Annotated in this window: 13 protein-coding genes and 2 riboswitches; of the genes, 9 read left to right on the forward strand and 4 right to left on the reverse strand. The window is 36.9% G+C overall.

Annotation, left to right across the window (positions count from 1 at the left end; all coding sequences use genetic code 11):
• Positions 1 to 429: 429 nt before the first annotated feature.
• From rnc to H6F45_RS04510, 6 genes are all read left to right on the forward strand, one after another.
• Positions 430 to 1113, forward strand: a complete 684-nt coding sequence (rnc, locus tag H6F45_RS04480) for a ribonuclease III (RefSeq protein WP_190346583.1) — start codon at positions 430 to 432, stop codon at positions 1111 to 1113.
• Positions 1114 to 1266: 153 nt separating this feature from the next.
• A riboswitch (cyclic di-AMP (ydaO/yuaA leader) is annotated at positions 1267 to 1462 on the forward strand.
• 98 nt (positions 1463 to 1560) lie between these two features.
• Positions 1561 to 2412 (forward strand): nitrate ABC transporter permease, encoded by an 852-nt coding sequence (ntrB, locus tag H6F45_RS04485; RefSeq protein WP_190346585.1) that lies wholly within the window; start codon positions 1561 to 1563, stop codon positions 2410 to 2412.
• A gap of 205 nt (positions 2413 to 2617) precedes the next feature.
• Complete coding sequence (locus tag H6F45_RS04490; RefSeq protein WP_190346587.1) at positions 2618 to 4060, forward strand: ABC transporter substrate-binding protein; 1443 nt, start codon at positions 2618 to 2620, stop codon at positions 4058 to 4060.
• A 41-nt stretch (positions 4061 to 4101) separates the two neighbouring features.
• Positions 4102 to 4938 carry a nitrate ABC transporter ATP-binding protein gene (locus tag H6F45_RS04495; protein WP_190346588.1) on the forward strand — a complete coding sequence of 279 codons (837 nt, stop codon included), beginning with the start codon at positions 4102 to 4104 and terminating at the stop codon, positions 4936 to 4938.
• A 247-nt stretch (positions 4939 to 5185) separates the two neighbouring features.
• A riboswitch (cyclic di-AMP (ydaO/yuaA leader) is annotated at positions 5186 to 5321 on the forward strand.
• A gap of 296 nt (positions 5322 to 5617) precedes the next feature.
• Positions 5618 to 6253: a universal stress protein gene (locus tag H6F45_RS04505; RefSeq protein WP_137668494.1), complete on the forward strand. Its 636-nt coding sequence runs from the start codon at positions 5618 to 5620 to the stop codon at positions 6251 to 6253.
• A gap of 138 nt (positions 6254 to 6391) precedes the next feature.
• Positions 6392 to 7729 (forward strand): SLC13 family permease, encoded by a 1338-nt coding sequence (locus tag H6F45_RS04510; RefSeq protein ID WP_096568735.1) that lies wholly within the window; start codon positions 6392 to 6394, stop codon positions 7727 to 7729.
• 390 nt (positions 7730 to 8119) lie between these two features.
• Here the strand turns inward: H6F45_RS04510 and H6F45_RS04515 are convergent, their stop codons facing one another.
• Positions 8120 to 8323, reverse strand: a complete 204-nt coding sequence (locus H6F45_RS04515; RefSeq protein ID WP_096568732.1) for a chlorophyll a/b-binding protein — start codon at positions 8321 to 8323, stop codon at positions 8120 to 8122.
• A gap of 771 nt (positions 8324 to 9094) precedes the next feature.
• On the opposite strand from H6F45_RS04515, the gene H6F45_RS04520 reads away from it, so the two are divergent.
• Positions 9095 to 12142, forward strand: a complete 3048-nt coding sequence (locus H6F45_RS04520) for a YrzE family protein (RefSeq protein WP_190346665.1) — start codon at positions 9095 to 9097, stop codon at positions 12140 to 12142.
• A gap of 243 nt (positions 12143 to 12385) precedes the next feature.
• Here the strand turns inward: H6F45_RS04520 and H6F45_RS04525 are convergent, their stop codons facing one another.
• The 3 genes from H6F45_RS04525 to H6F45_RS04530 form a co-directional block, all read right to left on the reverse strand.
• Positions 12386 to 13024, reverse strand: coding sequence for a transposase (locus H6F45_RS04525; RefSeq protein ID WP_137668493.1), 639 nt, complete (start codon positions 13022 to 13024; stop codon positions 12386 to 12388).
• Positions 13025 to 13219: 195 nt separating this feature from the next.
• Positions 13220 to 13348, reverse strand: coding sequence for a hypothetical protein (locus H6F45_RS26890; RefSeq protein WP_277876955.1), 129 nt, complete (start codon positions 13346 to 13348; stop codon positions 13220 to 13222).
• Between the two features lie 1133 nt (positions 13349 to 14481).
• Positions 14482 to 15426 (reverse strand): WYL domain-containing protein, encoded by a 945-nt coding sequence (locus tag H6F45_RS04530; RefSeq protein WP_190346592.1) that lies wholly within the window; start codon positions 15424 to 15426, stop codon positions 14482 to 14484.
• 152 nt (positions 15427 to 15578) lie between these two features.
• On the opposite strand from H6F45_RS04530, the gene H6F45_RS04535 reads away from it, so the two are divergent.
• The gene (locus H6F45_RS04535; protein WP_137668204.1) at positions 15579 to 16193 is read left to right on the forward strand and encodes a Uma2 family endonuclease; all 615 of its coding nucleotides are present in this window, start codon (positions 15579 to 15581) and stop codon (positions 16191 to 16193) included.
• A gap of 324 nt (positions 16194 to 16517) precedes the next feature.
• Complete coding sequence (gene cas3, locus H6F45_RS04540) at positions 16518 to 18572, forward strand: type I-D CRISPR-associated helicase Cas3' (protein ID WP_199301752.1); 2055 nt, start codon at positions 16518 to 16520, stop codon at positions 18570 to 18572.
• The last annotated feature ends 37 nt before the right edge of the window (positions 18573 to 18609 follow it).

Here is an 18609-nt window from a genome sequence, read left to right on the forward strand (position 1 = left end):
AATAATATCTAACCTCACATAATGGCGTTTTTGATTAAAAAAAGATTAAATTTTTATTCATTAAACGAATTATATTGTATGAAAATCTGTATTGAAAAATACGTTAAATACAGTATTGACATTCCAGTTTCACTACGTAATTATACAAATCTAACAGGCAAATATAAATGCTATGTGAGAAATGTCAGAAATCCCATCTCAAGCAGAATTATACACCACAGGTTTCAGTAGTTGTCTCAACAGCAGGATTCCTTTGTGACAAGTCTTGCTTTGTTCCTTCCTTTGAACACTTGGTCTAATGTGTTAATTTTATATAGCGTTTCCCAGTCTTATGAGGTACACCCTAATTTATTTACTTGCTATAAAATATCAGTTTATAGAAATTTTCCATATTTCACATTCGCTACAACAGGAAAAAGAAAAAATAAAATGCAAAAACTACTGTCATTCAATAACGAAAAACTCCTGCGTCAAGCATTAACCCATCGTTCTTATGTGAACGAAAACCCCGGAGAAGGAGAACACAACGAACGCTTAGAATTTCTCGGTGATGCAATTTTAAACTTTCTCAGTGGAGAATATTTGTACCGTCGTCACCCCGAAAAAGGAGAAGATGAATTAACCCGTCGCCGTTCTGCATTAGTTGAAGAAAAACAACTAGCAAAATTTGCTTTAGAAGTTGGTTTAGATTTTAGAATGCGATTAGGAAAAGGTACAATTAGAGATGGAGGTCTTCAAAATCCTAACCTTTTAAGTAGCACCTTTGAAGCTGTAATTGGTGCATATTATTTAGATAATGATTGTAATGTTGAACCACTCAAAGTCATTCTTGAACCATTATTTGATTCTGTATCGGAAGATGTGGTAGAACCGAGATCAAATGTAGATTCAAAAAATAGATTGCAAGAGTTAACCCAAGCTCAAGGTATCCAAGAACCTCCTAAATATGTAACAGAAAAAGCCGGAGGTCCAGATCATGCACCGGAATTTATTTCCAAAGTATTTGTAGATGGTAAAGAATTAGGAGAAGGAAAAGGAAAGAGTAAAAAAGAAGCTGAAAAAGCTGCTGCTGAAGATGCGTTAGCTAAATTGAAAAAACGAGATTTATTGTAAGAATTGTAATCATTGATGAGCGACATATATCTAAGGTACAGCGCACAATCAATTAAACTGCTTGATGTCAGTAGTTAAGTAACTAATTTTTATTTTAAATACTGATGTTATTACTATTCATCAATGTTAGATTTTTGCTGTTACTATTAATTATGAGTAAGTCAGCCTAATCCAACGCACCAGAGTCAACAGCGTTGGAACGGAGGAACCAAGTTTTGGGGCGTATTTTTGTGGCGATTGGTTAATAAATTCCTAAGTTAATGTTAGGAAATCAGCCAAAATTGCCCAAAAAGGGGTATCTCTCAACCCTAGTCCGTCAGCTAACTTCGTAGGCATTGAGAGGGGACTGAAGAGACAGCATTTGATAATGTTTTGATCTCATCAGTGTCCAAGGCTGGTACTGCTCAGATTCAGTGTATCTGTACTGAACTCTGTTGAGGTTACAATATGATTTTACAACTGAATTTAGCTGCAATTTTTGCTGTGGCTGGACAATTGGCGTGGAAAAAAGCAAAACCTGTCATTTTTCGTGATGATTTCTTATTGCCCGTTGTGGGTTTTTCAGGAATAATTTTACTCTGGTGGGTAATAGCATTTGCTAATCATGAATTAATGCCTACACCACCTGAAGCTTTAATTGCCAATCTTGACTACATTTTAAATCCCTTTTATGAACGAGGACCCGGTAATTTAGGAATTGGTTGGTTACTATTAGCAAGTTTACGCCGGGTAATATTAGGTTTTGGTTTAGGTGCATTAGTAGCAATTCCCTGTGGGTTTTTAATAGGGATGTCTAGACCAGCAATGCTGGCTTTTAATCCCATCATTCAGATATTTAAACCTGTTTCACCCCTAGCTTGGTTGCCTATCTCCTTAGCTATTTTCAATTTGGCAGATCCTTCAGCTATTTTTGTGATTTTCATTACTTCCCTTTGGCCGACTATGATTAATACTGCCTTGGGAGTTTCTAGCGTACCCAAAGATTATATAGATGTGGCACAGGTGTTAGAAATGCCACGTTGGCGGCAGATTATTAAAATTATTTGGCCTGCCAGTTTGCCTTATATTTTCACAGGTTTAAGGATTAGTTTAGGTATTGCTTGGCTGGTAATTGTGGCTGTAGAAATGTTAACAGGTGGTATTGGAATTGGGTTTTTTGTTTGGGACGAATGGAGTCGTTTAAATCTCAGTTCTGTATTTTTGGCGGTGTTTGTAATTGGTTTAACTGGTTTAGTTTTAGATTACGCGGTGGGTAAACTTCAAGAATTTGTTACCCATCGTCCAGGAAGTGTGAAGTAAACAGGGAAAACGTCAAAAATTTAGTTACAGCTATGACAGGCAAGATAGTTAAATCTTAAATCTATGACAGGCAAGATGCCTGTTCCACATTGAGAGATAAAACTGATACCAATTTGCAAAATGATGTCAAAAGATGGAAGCTGACAAAGCTTATCCATTGAATTTTTCATCATCTAAAATCTAAAATTCAAAATTGTAGACAATTATGAGTGAAAATAATTGGACTCGCAGAGATTTTATCAAGGGAATAGGTTTAACGACTGCGGGAATAGCGTTGTCATCCTGTGCTGTTTCTGGAGATAGGTCTGCTAAAGGACTGACAGCAGAAGCTTTAGCTGTAGAACCAGTAGTTAAACCTCAAGAATTAGAAAAACCTGATCTTATTATTGGTTATGTTCCTGTTAATGATTGTGCGCCATTTGCGATCGCCTGGAAAAAAGGTTTCTTCCGCAAATATGGCTTAAATGTCAAACTCAACCGCGAAGCTAGTTGGGCAAACTCCCGCGACGGGTTAATATTTGGTCGTCTCGACGCTTCCCCCGTCGTCTCTGGTGCAGTCACTAACGCTCGAATAGGTGCAGAAGGTGCGCGTCATGCCCCCCTATGTGCAGCTATGACCATACACCGACATGGTAACGCCATGACCATGAATAAAGATATGTGGGACTTTGGTATACGTCCTTGGTATGAATATCAGCAACAATACGGTGATGGGGCATTAGAAGCATTTGGGCGAGATTTTCGAGGTTATTTTAACCAACAACCCCCAGAAAAGAAGGTTTGGGCAGTAGTTCTGAGTTCTGCTATTTATGAATACTTTGCTCGCTATCTTGCTGCTGCTGCTGGTGTTGACCCATTTAAAGAATTTCGCATCATTATTACTCCCCCACCGCAAATGGTGACAAATATGAGAATTGGGGCAATGCAAGCATATATGGTCGCCGAACCTTGGAACACTAGAGCAATTACAGGTAACGAAGGTATTGGTTTTACATTCGCTCAAGGTAAAGAAATTTGGCACGGACACCCAGACCGACTATTAGGAGTAATGGAATCTTTTATAGTCAATTATCCCAAAACTTACCGATCCTTGGTAAAAGCAATGATAGAAGCTTGTCAGTATTGCAGTAAACCCGAAAACCGCCAAGAAGTAGCCGAATTATTAACAGATCGTTCTTTTACTGGTGCAAAACCAAAAAAGCAAGATGCGCCCATTAGTAAATTGACTGCTCCAGGAATTATTGGCAATTACAACTATGGTGGTTTTGATGGTAAAGACCGCACAATCAAAGCTGAAGATACCACAATTTTTTATGATCTGCCTGATAACGTTCCTCAAGAACCAGGAGAACATTCCACCTTTTTATGGCGTTCTCGCAGTATTTGGTTAATGACTCAAGCAGCACGCTGGGGACAAATTAAAGAAATCCCTAAAAACGCTGAACAAGTAGCCGAAAAAGGTTGGAGAACAGATTTATATCGAGAGATAGCCACAGAAATGGGGATTCCATGTCCCAAGGATGATTATAAAGTTGAACCCCCAGAAGTATTCATAGATAAAAAAGGCTTTGATCCCAGTGATCCTGTCGGTTATCTCAATAGTTTTGCTATCAAAGCAAATGCTCCCATTCGTTTCTTCATGTCTTAATTTTCACGACAAACTATTAACTAATTCAGGAGAATTTAATCATGAGATATACTTCCTTAGAAAATGATAATTATCAACAAGTTCAGCCCCGTCACGGATTTTTAGAAATTGAAAATTTAGTGAAGTCTTATCCCACAGCAGATAAAGGAGAGTTTGTTGTTTTAGATGGCGTTAATTTGACAATTGGTGAAGATGAATTTATTTCTGTAATTGGTCATTCTGGTTGTGGAAAATCAACACTACTCAAAATTATTGGTGGATTTCAAAAACCCACATCAGGCTCAGTAAGCTTAGATGGTAAAGAAATCCGCAAACCAGGTGCAGATAGAATGATGGTTTTTCAAAATTATTCCTTGTTACCGTGGTTAACTGTGCGGGAAAATATCCGTTTAGCTGTGGATGAAGTGCTAAAAAGTGCAAATCGTGCCGAAAAAATTAGCATTGTGAATGAACACTTGGCAATGGTAAACTTAACGGCAGCCGCAGATAAATATCCCGATGAAATTTCTGGAGGTATGAAACAAAGGGTGGGTATTGCTAGAGCTTTAGCAATTCGTCCGAAAATGTTATTAATGGATGAACCATTTGGAGCTTTAGATGCTTTAACTCGTGGAAAATTGCAGCGTCAGGTATTAGATATCTGGGAAAATCATCGTCAAGCAGTCATGATGATTACCCATGATGTAGATGAGGCAATTTATATGTCCGATCGCATTGTTCTAATGACCAATGGACCATGCGCCACTATCGGAGAAATTCTCAAAGTTCCGTTTAAACGTCCACGCGATCGCAGTGCGATCCGCAATTCTAAAGAATACTTTGAATTACGCAACCACGCCTTGAATTTTTTAGACCGTTACTTTACTTCAGAGGAGTAAAATAAATTATTATTTCCTGGGTATACAAATTCAGAAATATAAGCTACAATTCAAAAAGTAGAAATTTAAAATTTTGAACATTTAAAATTTTGAACATTTAAAATTTTGAATTTCTACTTTTAACGTCAGTATTCAGGATTGAGGCATCAGTATTTCAGAATATTTGATAAATCGGTAGATGATCAAATACAGATTTTGGGCGTAACCATTAAAAAGCTGACTGCTGATTACTGATCGCTGAATGCTTATCTGTGGGTAGCCTAATTCAAATTCATGAAAGCTGGATTTGAAGCGGAGGAACCAAATAATTGGGGCGAATCTTAATTGAAAGACACCTTCCAGTCTTAGCCCGTCAGCTAACTCCGTCGGCAATGGAAGGAACTCCCAAAACCTTGGCTGTAATACCAGTTGTTATTGGGTTTTCCTTAATCAATCTGCGATTTTAGTCAATGATTTTGGATGAACTAGGAATGTAAGAATTAACGAGTCAGAAATCAGAATCCTTGATTAGTCATTTGGTGATAAAATGGTGGTTTTTCATGGTGCGTTTAAAAAAGCTGATTGCTGATTACTGATAGCGGAATACTTACTTATGAATCCAAAATCTAAAATCTAAAATCTAAAATTGGCATCCCTGCTTCTCATTCATCATTCGTTTCAAGGGAGAGAAGTTAAAGCTGTGACAATCAAGCCATTGTTAGCACGTTTGCAAGGTGCTATTGGTCGCCATGACCTGATTGAGCAAATGGTATTACTACCTGCTCCAAAAAAATGCCTGAGTGAGAAAAATTCACCGGTAAAATCCATCAAGTTAATTGTTGGTTATGATGGTTCTCCTAATAGTCATACAGCCTTAGATATTGCTTTTTGTATTGCACATCAAACCCATTTAGCAAGCAATATTCAAGTCAATGTTCAGGCTGTTTATGTGTTAGAAGAACAGGCAAGTATTTCTGATTATCATAAATTCAATTATCCACCAAATTGGGCTAGTTTGACACATCAATATTTTGAGTTAAGCCAATCAACAACAATGGTGTTAACGCCATCAAAACCTCAGTTACTTACCACTTCAGCACCGGAAAAAGCAGATAAAATTCTTTGGCAAGCCAAAAATTTAGCCCAAGAATGGCAGAGTGATTTTAAATCTCATCTACGATTTGGTAACTTATCTACTGAACTGAAAAAAGTTGTAGAATTAGAAACTGCTGATGCTCTAGTTTTAGGTTGTCAATCTATCAATCATCCTGTGATTGAAAGTTTAGATCCTCATTTTCCCTGTGCTGTTTTGGGTATTCCTCGGTGTCTTGATTAATCACCTAATAATTACTTAATACATTTTTAATGCCCATGCACCAATAATCAACTATTAAGTCGCCTATAGTTACATATAGGTGGCTTTTTCGCTCTTTTTCACACAATAAAAAACAATCACATTATCAGGGAAGATGATATGGAAAACTGGCAAGCTGTTTTCAGCGTTATCACATTTATCACCGTCATTGTGGTAATCATGACGGAATGGATTGATCTAATGGTAGCTGCTTTTTTGGGAGCATTAATATTAGTCTTTGCTAATATCATGACTTTACCAGAAGCCGTTAGTTATATTGGTAAAAGTCATGGAACTTTGGGTTTATTTTTTGGTGTGATGGTATTAGTAAGAGCATTTGAACCGACTAATATCTTTAGTTATATAGCTACACAAATAGTCATTCTTGCTCAAGGAAGTGGCAAAAAATTACTATTAGGTATTGTGGCATTAGTTACGCCAATTTGTGCTGTTTTACCTAATGCTACTACAGTCATGTTATTAGCTCCATTAATTCCGCCAATAGCAGAAGAAATAGGAGTTAATTTTGTCCCTTTATTAATTTTGATGGTGTTTGTTGCTAATAGTGCCGGATTATTAACATTAGTAGGAGATCCTGCAACATTTATTGTAGGTGATGCTGTAAATATTAGCTTCATAGATTATTTAGGGAAATTAAGTTTAGGAGGAGTAATTGCTGTTTTGACTGTTGTAGTAACACTACCAATTTTATTTAGAAAAATTTGGCATAAAAACTTAGATGATTTAGCAGAATTACCCCATCCCCAAATCAATCATCCACGAGTTTTAATAGTAGGGGGAGTGATAGTAGCTTTTGTGTTAACATTTTTTGTAATTGGTGAATCTTTACCAATACCGATTTCCCCTGCGGCAGTGGCTTTGTTAGGTGCTGCTTTAGCTTTATTACTGGCACACAAAAGCAGAATTGATTCAGTTCATAATATTTTGCGAGATGTAGATTGGAGTACCTTAATATTTTTTATGAGCATTTTTGTCCTGATCGGAGGACTGGATAAAACAGGTGTGATTAAGAGTTTATCAGGTGTTTTAGGGCTGATTTTAGGTAAAAATATTTTGCTAGGTTCTGTACTTTTGTTATTTGTAGTAGGAATCTTATCAAGTGTTGTACCGAATATTCCTTTAGTTGTGGCAATGGTTCCTTTGCTTAAACAATATCTTGTGAATGTGGGATTAGCACCAGCAGAAGTTTTATCACCAGATTTTCAAGGACAGTTTCCCCCAGAAGTTTTACCACTGTTTTATGCCATGATGTTTGGCGCAACTTTGGGGGGAAATGGCACCTTGGTGGGAGCATCTTCTAATATTGTTGCTGCTGGTATTGCTGAACAGCATGGTAGAAGAATTTCTTTTAAGACTTTTTTACATTATGGTATTCCTGTTACCTTATTGCAGCTGATAACTTCAGCTTTGTATGTGTTGGTGCGTTTTTTACTTTAAACATAAAACAAAATGCTCGAAAAATATAGTGTTCCGATTTGATTTATAAATTTTCCGTGGAGGCAGGGAATAGGGAATAGGGAATAGGGTTTTAGATGATTTGGGTGTACGGAGTTTTTTCAAAAATCAAATAGGAGTCCTATAGATCCCTAACTTCTTTGAGAAGTCAGGGATTTAGGTGTTACAAGATAGGGGAGATGGGGAGGAAAATTTTAGATTTTAGATTTTTTAGATTTTAGATTGGAGATGACAAAAACAATCCCTGCGGGTTCAGCAGTTGCTCATGTGGGAAACCCCCAAGGCCGCACTGCTTCACCAAAATCCAAAATCCAAAATAAATAACTCCTGACTCCTGACTCCTGACTCCTGGATCTCCTTTCTGATCTGACGTTAATATCTCAAGATGTGTAAAATGTCACGAAGAACGCTATAACCAGCTAAATCCCAAAGTAGATAAGCTAAAAATCCAATCATTGCCAAGCGTCCATTCCACAATTCTGCTTGAGGATTCCAACCAAAAATAAAGGCATTACGATCTACACCATTATAAGCTTTAGCAACGGGTGGTATATCAGTAGATGAGCGAGTTTCCATTTTTTACCTCCAAATTTCAACAAGTTTCACAAGTTTCACAAGTTTCACAAGTTTCAAGTTTAATGTTTTGAATCTTTTGTTCACTTTTTTTATGCTTAACTTTAATGTAGCTTTTACACACACAGTTGTTTTATGCCTATAGGTACAAACTATAGGCACTTCTTAGGGACGATAATTTAAAAGCTATTTACCCAGACAAATCTACCCTGAGATGGTGAAAAAAATTTTTAATTTAATTTAAATAAACGTAAACCAGCTTTCAAAAATTGAATTCCTACAATCCAAGCAAAAAAATGTTCACCTAAAGAATAGCAGTATTGATATTAATAAATCAGCTAGAATTTATATAAATTTACAATAGTAAAATCATCAACTTCTATCTAACGTTATATAAGGCTTTCCCACTTGAGATGGATGCTAAGATCCCCTAATTTCTTGGATTCTGAAGGTTGGACAAGTTGAATATTCACATCCAGCAGTGGTCATTAGTGAGGCGGTCAAACCCTTATGGTGCATAGCTTTGTAGTTATAGCAGGAGTCAGAAGTCGTAGGGGCGAAGCATTCGGAAAATATCCTTTTCATAAAATTGATAATTTATCGCCCTGTAAGGGCGAAGCATTCGGAAAATATCCTTTGGGAAATACCGATCATTAATCGCTCGAATGCTTCTCCCCTACTTCGCCAGTACAGGAGTCAGGAGTAAAACACTAACTTGGCAGTGCAAATTTAAATTAAACTTAAAATTAAACTTAGAGGTAGGAAATAGAAATGATGCAGGAACTATACAAACACTTATTGTGGATAGCACAAGTACCTGTAACTACTCCCAACGTCACACCAGCACAGGCTTCGATTCTCACATCGGGTCCGCGCTTTTTTGTGGCTTTAATTTCTGGAGTAATTCTCGCCTTTGCCTTTCAATTAGTGTTAACTAATCTCTCAATTGCTGCGGGTATTTCCTATTTGGGACATCCTTCAGAATCTCAGGAAATTGAAAGTTTCGGTGGCACAATTCGCAAAATTGGCACGAGGTTGGGAATTTGGACATTAGTTACAGTCACAATTGCTTTATTCATCGCTTGTTTCTTAGCTGTAAAATTGAGTTTATTAATTTTAGATCCGGGATTAGGAGCAATTTTAGGTTTAGTCATTTGGGGAGCGTATTTTCTATTACTAATGTGGGTAAGTTCAACTACAGTTGGTTCTTTAATAGGTTCGGTTGTGAATACGGCTACTGCCAGTTTTCAGGCGATTATGGGTACAGCTACAGCTGCATTAGGCGCTAGGTCTGTAAATCAGCAAGTGGTAGCTACTGCGGAAGCGGCTGCCTCGGCGGTGCGTCGGGAATTAGGAAGCGCCATTCCCCCCGCAAGTATTCGCCAAAACGTAGAACATTACATAGAAAAACTACGTCCCCCAGAACTTGATATATCGCAGATTCGGGATGAGTTTAAAAGCTTACTTAATGAACCACAATTTAAAGCGATCGCCACCAGTCCAGACTTGGGAAAAATCGACCGTCAACAGTTTGTTGATTTAGTTAACAGTCGCACCGATTTATCCAAACGAGAAGTTAACCGCATTGCTGACGCTTTACAAAATGTTTGGGAACAAGTAGTGAGTCAACAAAAACCTACGAAAGAAAGTTTAGGTGAGTTGGTAAACTATCTGAAATCCCTTCCTTCGGGACAAACTAAAACCGATGAACTTAACGCCAAACTTGACCAATTAATTGCTGAAATTCACTCTACCAAAGAAACAGAACAAAAACCAGGAATGATGCAACAAGCAATATCAGCACTGACTGGGGTAGTGTTAGGTAGGGCAGATTTGTCTGATTTAGATGTAGAAAAAATTTGGCGTTCCTTAAATACTGCTAGAGAAAAAGTCATAGAACAAGTTACAGAACAACCTTATAATCCCATTCGTGCAGATATTGACAACTACTTACTTAACTCTTATCCTTGGCAACTCAGTCAAGAAAGAATTGCCCAAGAATTTCGAGATGTGATTTATGATCCTGCGGCTGATCCTGGGGTAATACGTAGGGAATTAGAGCAAATTAACCGTCAAGATTTTATCAATATTTTGCAAGCTAAGGGATTATTAGCTCAAGCACAAATTTACCAAATTGCTGATCAATTGGTAATGGTGCGGGATGAGGTTTTGGTAATAGTAACAGCGCAGGAAGAAAGAGAAATTGTCCAAGATTTGCAAAGACGAGTGGAAAGTTATTTACTGGTGACTCCGAAAGCAGATTTAACATCAGCAGGAATTGAGAATAATTTTAAACCGCTGTTGGCAGATCCAGAAGCAGATTATCAAACTTTATCCCGACGACTAGCACAAGTTGAACGGGAAGAAATGGCTGAGATTCTGTTAGCACGCAATGATATTCAAGAACGGGATTTAGATCCGATTTTAGATGAATTGGAAATGCAGCGCGATCGCGTGTTGGTAGAATCTTTAGGACTGGCACAACAGGCACAACATCAAGCGGAAACTCTCTGGTTAAATGTGGAATCATATCTGCGAAATACAGGCAAAGAACAATTAAACCCTGATGCTATTCGCGCTGATTTAAAACGACTTTTAGAAGACCCCCAAGCGGGAATTTTAGCCATTCGGGTGCGGTTATCTCGCTTTGATAGAGATACTTTGGTGCAATTATTAAGTCAACGTCAAGATTTAACAGAAGCACAAGTTTATCAAATTATTGATGTAGTAGAAGAATCATGGCATAACATCCGCCACATACCGCAATTTGTCGGGGAAAAAGCACGGGAACAATATGATTCTGTCACCACGACTATTGCAGATTACCTGCGAAATACTGGTAAGGAAGAATTGAATCCTGAAGGTATTCAACGAGATTTCACAAGGTTGTTTGAAAACCCTAGAGAGGGTGTTATGGTATTGCGTCGCCGATTATCGCGGATTGATAGAGATACTTTGGTGAAATTGTTAAGTCAACGTCAAGACTTGAGTGAGGAACAAGTTAATCAAATCATTGATAATGTACAGACATCCATTAGAAATATTGTCCGTGCGCCCCGTCGGTTAGCGACAAGAACACAACAAAGAATGCAAAATTTTCAAACTTATTTGCAGGAGTATTTACGACATACGGGTAAAGAGGAATTGCACCCGGAAGGAATTAAAAGAGATTTGCATTTATTGTTGCATGATCCCAGAGTGGGGATGGAAAGTTTCAGCGATCGCCTTTCCCATTTCGATAGAGAAACAATTATCGCTTTGTTGAAAATTCGGGAAGATATTACTGATGAAGAAGCAGCGAGAATTGCTGATAATATGATCTCAGTGCGTGAACAATTTGTAGAACAGGTGCGGGGTATTCAAAGAAGGATTCAAGATGCAATTGAAAGCATTTTTGCCAGGATTCGTAATTATCTTAATTCTCTAGAACGTCCAGAATTGAATTATGAAGGAATACAGCATGATATCCGTCAATTATTTGAAGATCCTCAAGCTGGGTTTGAAGCATTGCGCGATCGCTTGTCTCATTTCAATCGTGAAACTTTAGTAGCTATTTTCAGTTCCCGTGAAGATATTTCTGAGGCAGATGTTAACCGCATTATTGACAGAATAGAACACGCTCGGAATATGGTTTTACAAAGAGCAGAACAGCTACAACATGAAGCACAACATCGGCTAGAACAGGTAAAACATCAAGCACAACGTCAAGCAGAAGAAACCCGCAAAGCTGCTGCTAATGCTGCTTGGTGGTTGTTTGCGACGGCGGTTGTTTCTGGTATTTCTGCGGCTTTAGGCGGATCAATTGCTGTTGTGCTGGTTTAGGTTTTTCAATAATGGACAATTACCTGTACCTGAAAATCCGAGGATTAAAAAAGCTAAATTTTCTGCTTTTTTTACTTGAAAGGGGAGGTTTGAAACCGTTCGGCAGTTCGACAGGCTCACTGACCACTGACGCTCACGGCGGAAGCCTTGAATAAAACAATTATCAATTATCAATTGATAAGTTGTCTTTAGCCTCCCAACAGGGGGTTTTTTTGACTAATAATTCAATAATGAAGGCGATCGCTAATTAGCATTTACAGGATTTTCCTCATCTTCTGCCCAATTTATTGGATTGTTGACAATGTACTGACGAATATTTTGTAATTCTTCCTCATTACGAATAATATGTTCATGAAAATTACGTTGCCAAATCACATTTCCTTGAGCTTTATTGATGCGATTCAACCGCCTTGTAGAAACAGATTTATAATTTTGAATTATTGCTGCCAAAGATTGTGGTTTTGTGCCATTAATTTTCACCTGTTTAATTCCAGGGACCGTAGGGGCGAAGCATTGGCTCGATAAATTTTGTTGTTGTTGATAATTGAAATTTGCCAATGCTTCGCCCTTCCCATCAGAAAACGATTGTGAAAAATCTTGCTTTGCTTCACTTTTAACTATGATAATAATTCCATGTACATGATTGGGCATGATCAGAAATTCATCTAACTCTACACTTTGAAAATGCCGAGGAATAGATAACCAACAACCCCTTGCTACCTCACCATTTGTATTTAATTTCATTTCACCATCGACAATTTCACCAAATAAACAATTACGGTGATGGGTGCAAATAGTGACAAAATATGCTCCTATTTGAGAATAGTTATATCCTTTTAATCGGATGGAACGACGGTGGTGAATTTCGGGATTATAAGGCATAAATTAAATTCCTGTTAATAGCGTCATGGTTATGGGGAAGGGTGAAGCATTCGCTGATATAGGTTGTCTGTTTGTTGTCTATTTTTACCATGCTAATGCTTCACCCCTACAGGATTATATAATGTGGTGCGATCGCTCAATTAATACAATTTTCATTGTCCCATTTGTAGGGGCAAAGCATTGGCTCAAACATCTTTATTGATTTCGATAATGTAAAATTGCCAATGCTTTGCCCTCTTCTGTTAAACTGTCTGTTTGTTGTCTATTTTTACCATGGGAATGCTTCACCCCTACAGGATTATATAATGTGGTGCGATCGCTCAATCAATACAATTTTCATTGTCCCATCTGTAGGGGCAAAGCATTGGCTCAAACATCTTTATTGATTTCGATAATGTAAAATTGCCAATGCTTTGCCCTCTTCTGTTAAACCCCATAGTGGAACAGGGTGAAGCATTCGCTAATATAGGTTATCTGTTTGTTGTCTATTTTTACCATGCGAATGCTTCACCCCTACAGGATTATATAATGTGGTGCGATCGCTCAATCAATACAATTTTCATTGTCCCATCTGTAGGGGCAAAGCATTGGCTCAAACATCTTTATTGATTTCGATAATGTAAAATTGCCAATGCTTTGCCCTCTTCTGTTAAACCCCATAGTGGAACAGGGTGAAGCATTCGCTAATATAGGTTATCTGTTTGTTGTCTATTTTTACCATGCGAATGCTTCACCCCTACAGGATTATATAATGTGGTGCGATCGCTCAATCAATACAATTTTCATTGTCCCATCTGTAGGGGCAAAGCATTGGCTCAAACATCTTTATTGATTTCGATAATGTAAAATTGCCAATGCTTTGCCCTCTTCTGTTAAACTGCATAGTGGAACAGGGTGAAGCATTCGCTGATATAGGTTGTCTGTTTGTTGTCTATTTTTACCATGCTAATGCTTCACCCCTACAGGATTATATAATGTGGTGCGATCGCTCAATCAATACAATTTTCATTGTCCTATTTGTAGGGGCAAAGCATTGGCTCAAACATCTTTATTGATTTCGATAATGTAAAATTGCCAATGCTTTGCCTTCTTCTGTTAAACCCCATAGTGGAACAGGGTGAAGCATTCGCTAATATAGGTTATCTGTTTGTTGTCTATTTTTACCATGCTAATGCTTCACCCCTACAGGATTATATAATGTGGTGCGATCGCTCAATCAATACAATTTTCATTGTCCTATTTGTAGGGGCAAAGCATTGGCTCAAACATCTTTATTGATTTCGATAATGTAAAATTGCCAATGCTTTGCCTTCTTCTGTTAAACCCCATAGTGGAACAGGGTGAAGCATTCGCTAATATAGGTTATCTGTTTGTTGTCTATTTTTACCATGCTAATGCTTCACCCCTACAGGATTATATAATGTGGTGCGATCGCTCAATCAATACAATTTTCATGTTTAATCAATGTAATTATCATAAGCTTTTTTCAAAGCATCCTTGACTTGCTTTGCCACCCAATCAGGACTTAAAACCCTAGCACTAGCACCGTACTGTAGTATTCTTTGACGAAACCAAAATATACAGTCTTCTTGAGTTAAAATATCAACATATTCTGTAGTTTCCAGTGAGGAAATAACTGTTTCATGGGGTCTGCGGGGTCTATAACTCGCTAAATCTCCTGTCAGACGGTATTTAATATCTAAAGTAGGAAATTTACTATAGGTCCAGGGAGTCTGGGAAACTCCACCAACTCTGGTGATGCGGTCCACTCTCAAAGTAATGTTTTGTTCAGCATTGGGTCGGGTTTCTAAGTGATAACTCCGAAAGTCTGGAACTAAAGCAAACAAATAGAGTACACCGTTATGTAATCTCAGTTCTGACTTATCTAAATCCCAGAATGTTTCTTTACCTTGTTTGCTGCGATACCAAACTACAAAGCGGCGTTTTTGCTGAAACCGTTGCTGTAAATGACGTACAATTTCATTGATTTTATCTTCACTGTAGTCTGTGGGTGGATGAAAGTCTGTTATCAGATTAGGGGACTTGAGTTTTTCATTAAAGTTACCAATCTGGTAAATGTGTCCTGCTTCTGCGGAAAACCCCAGACTCGTCAATAACTCAGAGGCCATTGATAGTGCTTGTCTTTGTTCTTCAGATAAAATCACCGGAAACACTGATGTCACTAACTCATAAGGGCGGTTGGGTGCAGCTTTAATTTCAAAACCACAGTCTCGGAGTTTACCAATGGCACGAGTAATTTTCTGTGATAAATCACCAGCTTCAAAACCGCGATCGCTCAATTTTACCATTAATATATCTTTTTTTAATGGTTGTTCCGCTAGTAGTTTTAATATTTCTAATGCAAATATTAATTGATTAGATTTATCATTTATAGATGACATTTTAACTGGTATAATATATCTATGTTTGGGAATCTGCAAGCGATCGCCTAACCGTAGGATGAATTAGGATTAATTCTGTATTTTCAAGGTTTCTTCTGCTAGTAGCTTCAATGTTCATCTGAAACTAATACAAAAAGAATTAGGAGGGAATGATGGCACAAACTAATGTAAAAAATAATATTTATCCAACAGTTATGGTCAATATTCCTACTACAATAACATTGAAAATTTCCCATGAGCAGTTTTTAGATTTGGCGCTTGCTAACAGAGATTTACAATTAGAAAGAAATGCTACGGGAGAATTAATTATTATGCCTCCTACTGGAAGTTATACTGGAAAAAGAAACTTTGATATTGCTGGACAATTATGGTTTTGGAATCGTCAAACTAAATTAGGAGAAGCGTTTGATTCTTCCACTGGTTTTCATCTTCCTAATGGTAGCGATCGCTCTCCTGATGCAGCTTGGGTAAAACAAGAAAAATGGGATACTCTCAGTTTAGAACAAAAAGAAACTTTTGCACCTATTTGTCCTGATTTTGTTCTAGAACTACGTTCTAAAACTGATTCTTTAGAAAAATTGCAATCTAAAATGAGGGAATATATAGAAAATGGTGCTAGTTTAGGTTGGTTAATTGATCAAAAAAATCAACGAGTAGAAATTTATCGTCCAGGTAAAGATGTGGAAATTTTAGAACATCCTACGAGTTTGTCTGGGGAAGATATTTTACCTGGGTTTATTTTGGATTTAACTGAGGTTTGGAAATGAGAATATGAATATAAATATAAAACTATGTATCTCTTAGGGATTCAGCAAGGTTAAACCCTTACAATATGGGTATAATCATAAATCTTTTTATGGTGTTATTTGCTGATAATTGCTTATAGAACTCTATTTACGCTAATTCGAGTATAATAATATTGCTCAAATCTACCCAAAATTTCTGAGATATAGTCATTTTTTGATAACATCTCTGTTTCCAGAAGTAATAAATTAGTCACATCCAACAAATACTGAACTACAGTGAAAATTTCTTTACTGCCATTATACTCCAAATTGAATAGGGGTGTGGGGGCTTGTGCTTTGGGATGTATGCAATCCTGCAAAGTCAAACAACAAGCGCCCAACTTTGGAGAAGGTAACAATTGTCCTTTATCTTCCCACCAAGCAGAAACTTATCACGCCATTATTAACAGCGATGCAGAAATTATATTTAATACCTCTGCTACAGGTGATGGTAAATCCTTAGCTGCTTATTTAGCAAGTTTATTAAATAGTGATTTTCAGGTAATATCACTTTATCCCACCATTGAATTAGTTGCAGATCAAAAAAGACAGATTATCAATTATTATCAAAAATTCAATCTTCTAGAAATTGATGAGATAGAAAGTCTTTATGGTGCAAAGTTAGCAGAATTAGTAGAACAGGGAGAAAAAACTAATAAATTTAAAGAATTATTGAGAATAATCAAACATAAATCTGTGATTTTGACTAACCCTGATATTTTCCATTTAGCTACCCATTCTCGTTATCAAAATCCTGCTTATAGTCGCGCAGAATTAGCGATTACTTTAGGTAGAAATCCTGATTTATATATAGCAGATGAATTTCATATTTTTGGTTCACATCAAGAAGCTGCCATTCTCAATAGTTTATTACTAATTCGCCATAATCGTCCTAAAAAACGACCGCTGCGAGTTTTATTTACTTCCGCAACTCCCAAGGACAATTTTGTTAAACTCCTTAAAAATGCTGATTTTAAGGTAACATCAATTAAGGGAGAATATGAAAGTAAACCTAATCCTGGATATCGGCAAATTTGTCAACCTATTGATTTAGAATTTGTACAATTAGACAGAGAAAGCGACGCTTTCAACTGGTTAATTCAAGAACATGAACAAATTAGAAATATTCTCCACCAAGAAGGTAAAGGTAGAGGCGGAATTATTCTTAATTCTGTGGCTTTAGTGAGTAGAACTGTGAGAGAATTAAACAAACTAATGTCTCCTGATGTGAAAGTCCTAGAAATTAGTGGTAGAATTGATAAACAAGAGAGAGAAAAAATACATAATGATTTAGAAAACTCTGAGCAACCTGTGTTAATTGTGGGAACTTCTGCGGTTGATGTGGGTGTTGATTTTAGGATACATTTATTAATTTTTGAAGCGAGTGATTCTGCTACATTTATTCAGCGTTTGGGGCGTTTAGGTCGTCATTCTGGATTTAATCATTATCAGGGTTTTGTACTTTTATCTGGTCGTACTCCTTGGATAAAATCAAGATTAGAAGAGAAATTAACTAACTTAGAATATGATCGTGATCAGTTTCAAGAAATTATTACAGAAGTGTTTAACGCACCTACAGTTTTTACAGAATATCCTAAATATTGGGGTGCTTTACAAGCGCAAGGAATGTTATTTAGTATGGGTAGTAAAAAAGCAGGAGTTATTGAACAATTAAAAGATAAAATATCGGAAGATTTACGCTTAGTTTACGGTGAACAACTAGATAAAAAACGTGGACATTGGTTTGCTTTAGGTAAGGATGAAAAAGGAGTAGGAAAAGCAGTACAACAGGAGTTATTAAGGTTTAGAGGTGGTTCTGATTTACAAGCTGCGGTGTGGGATGAAGGACGTTTTTACACTTATGATTTATTGAGGTTATTAGCTTATGCAGAAGTAGAAATAATTGAGAGGGAGGAGTTTTTAAAAGCTGCGGTAAATGCTGATCATTCCCATACAGAATTTCCAGAGAAATATATTCAAGTTTATCTGAAAGTTCAAAAGTGGTCAGATCAAAGATATAATATTGAGTTAGAATGCGATCGCTCTAGTGATGAAATTCAACAATGTATCCTTACTTTTGTGGATAAATTAAGTATTGTTGGACATCCACAAACAGAAGTTAATCGTTGTTTAAAAAGACAGAAATTATTAGGTTTTTTAGTTCCGGTTAACCGTACTCCTAATAATAGTCATTGGCAAATTAGCCAGACTTTGTATTTAAGTCCTACCTTTGGACTTTATAGACTTAAAGATAGTGATGGACAATTTTATGGTTGTGCTTTTCATCAAGATGCTTTGTTATTAGAAGCTGTAAAATGGAAAATTAGACGATGTGAAAGAAGTAAATCTTACATTTTTTAAAAACCACAAATAAAAACCACAAATAAAAACCACAAAT

The organism is Sphaerospermopsis sp. FACHB-1194, assembly GCF_014696235.1.
Lineage (GTDB): Bacteria > Cyanobacteriota > Cyanobacteriia > Cyanobacteriales > Nostocaceae > Sphaerospermopsis > Sphaerospermopsis kisseleviana.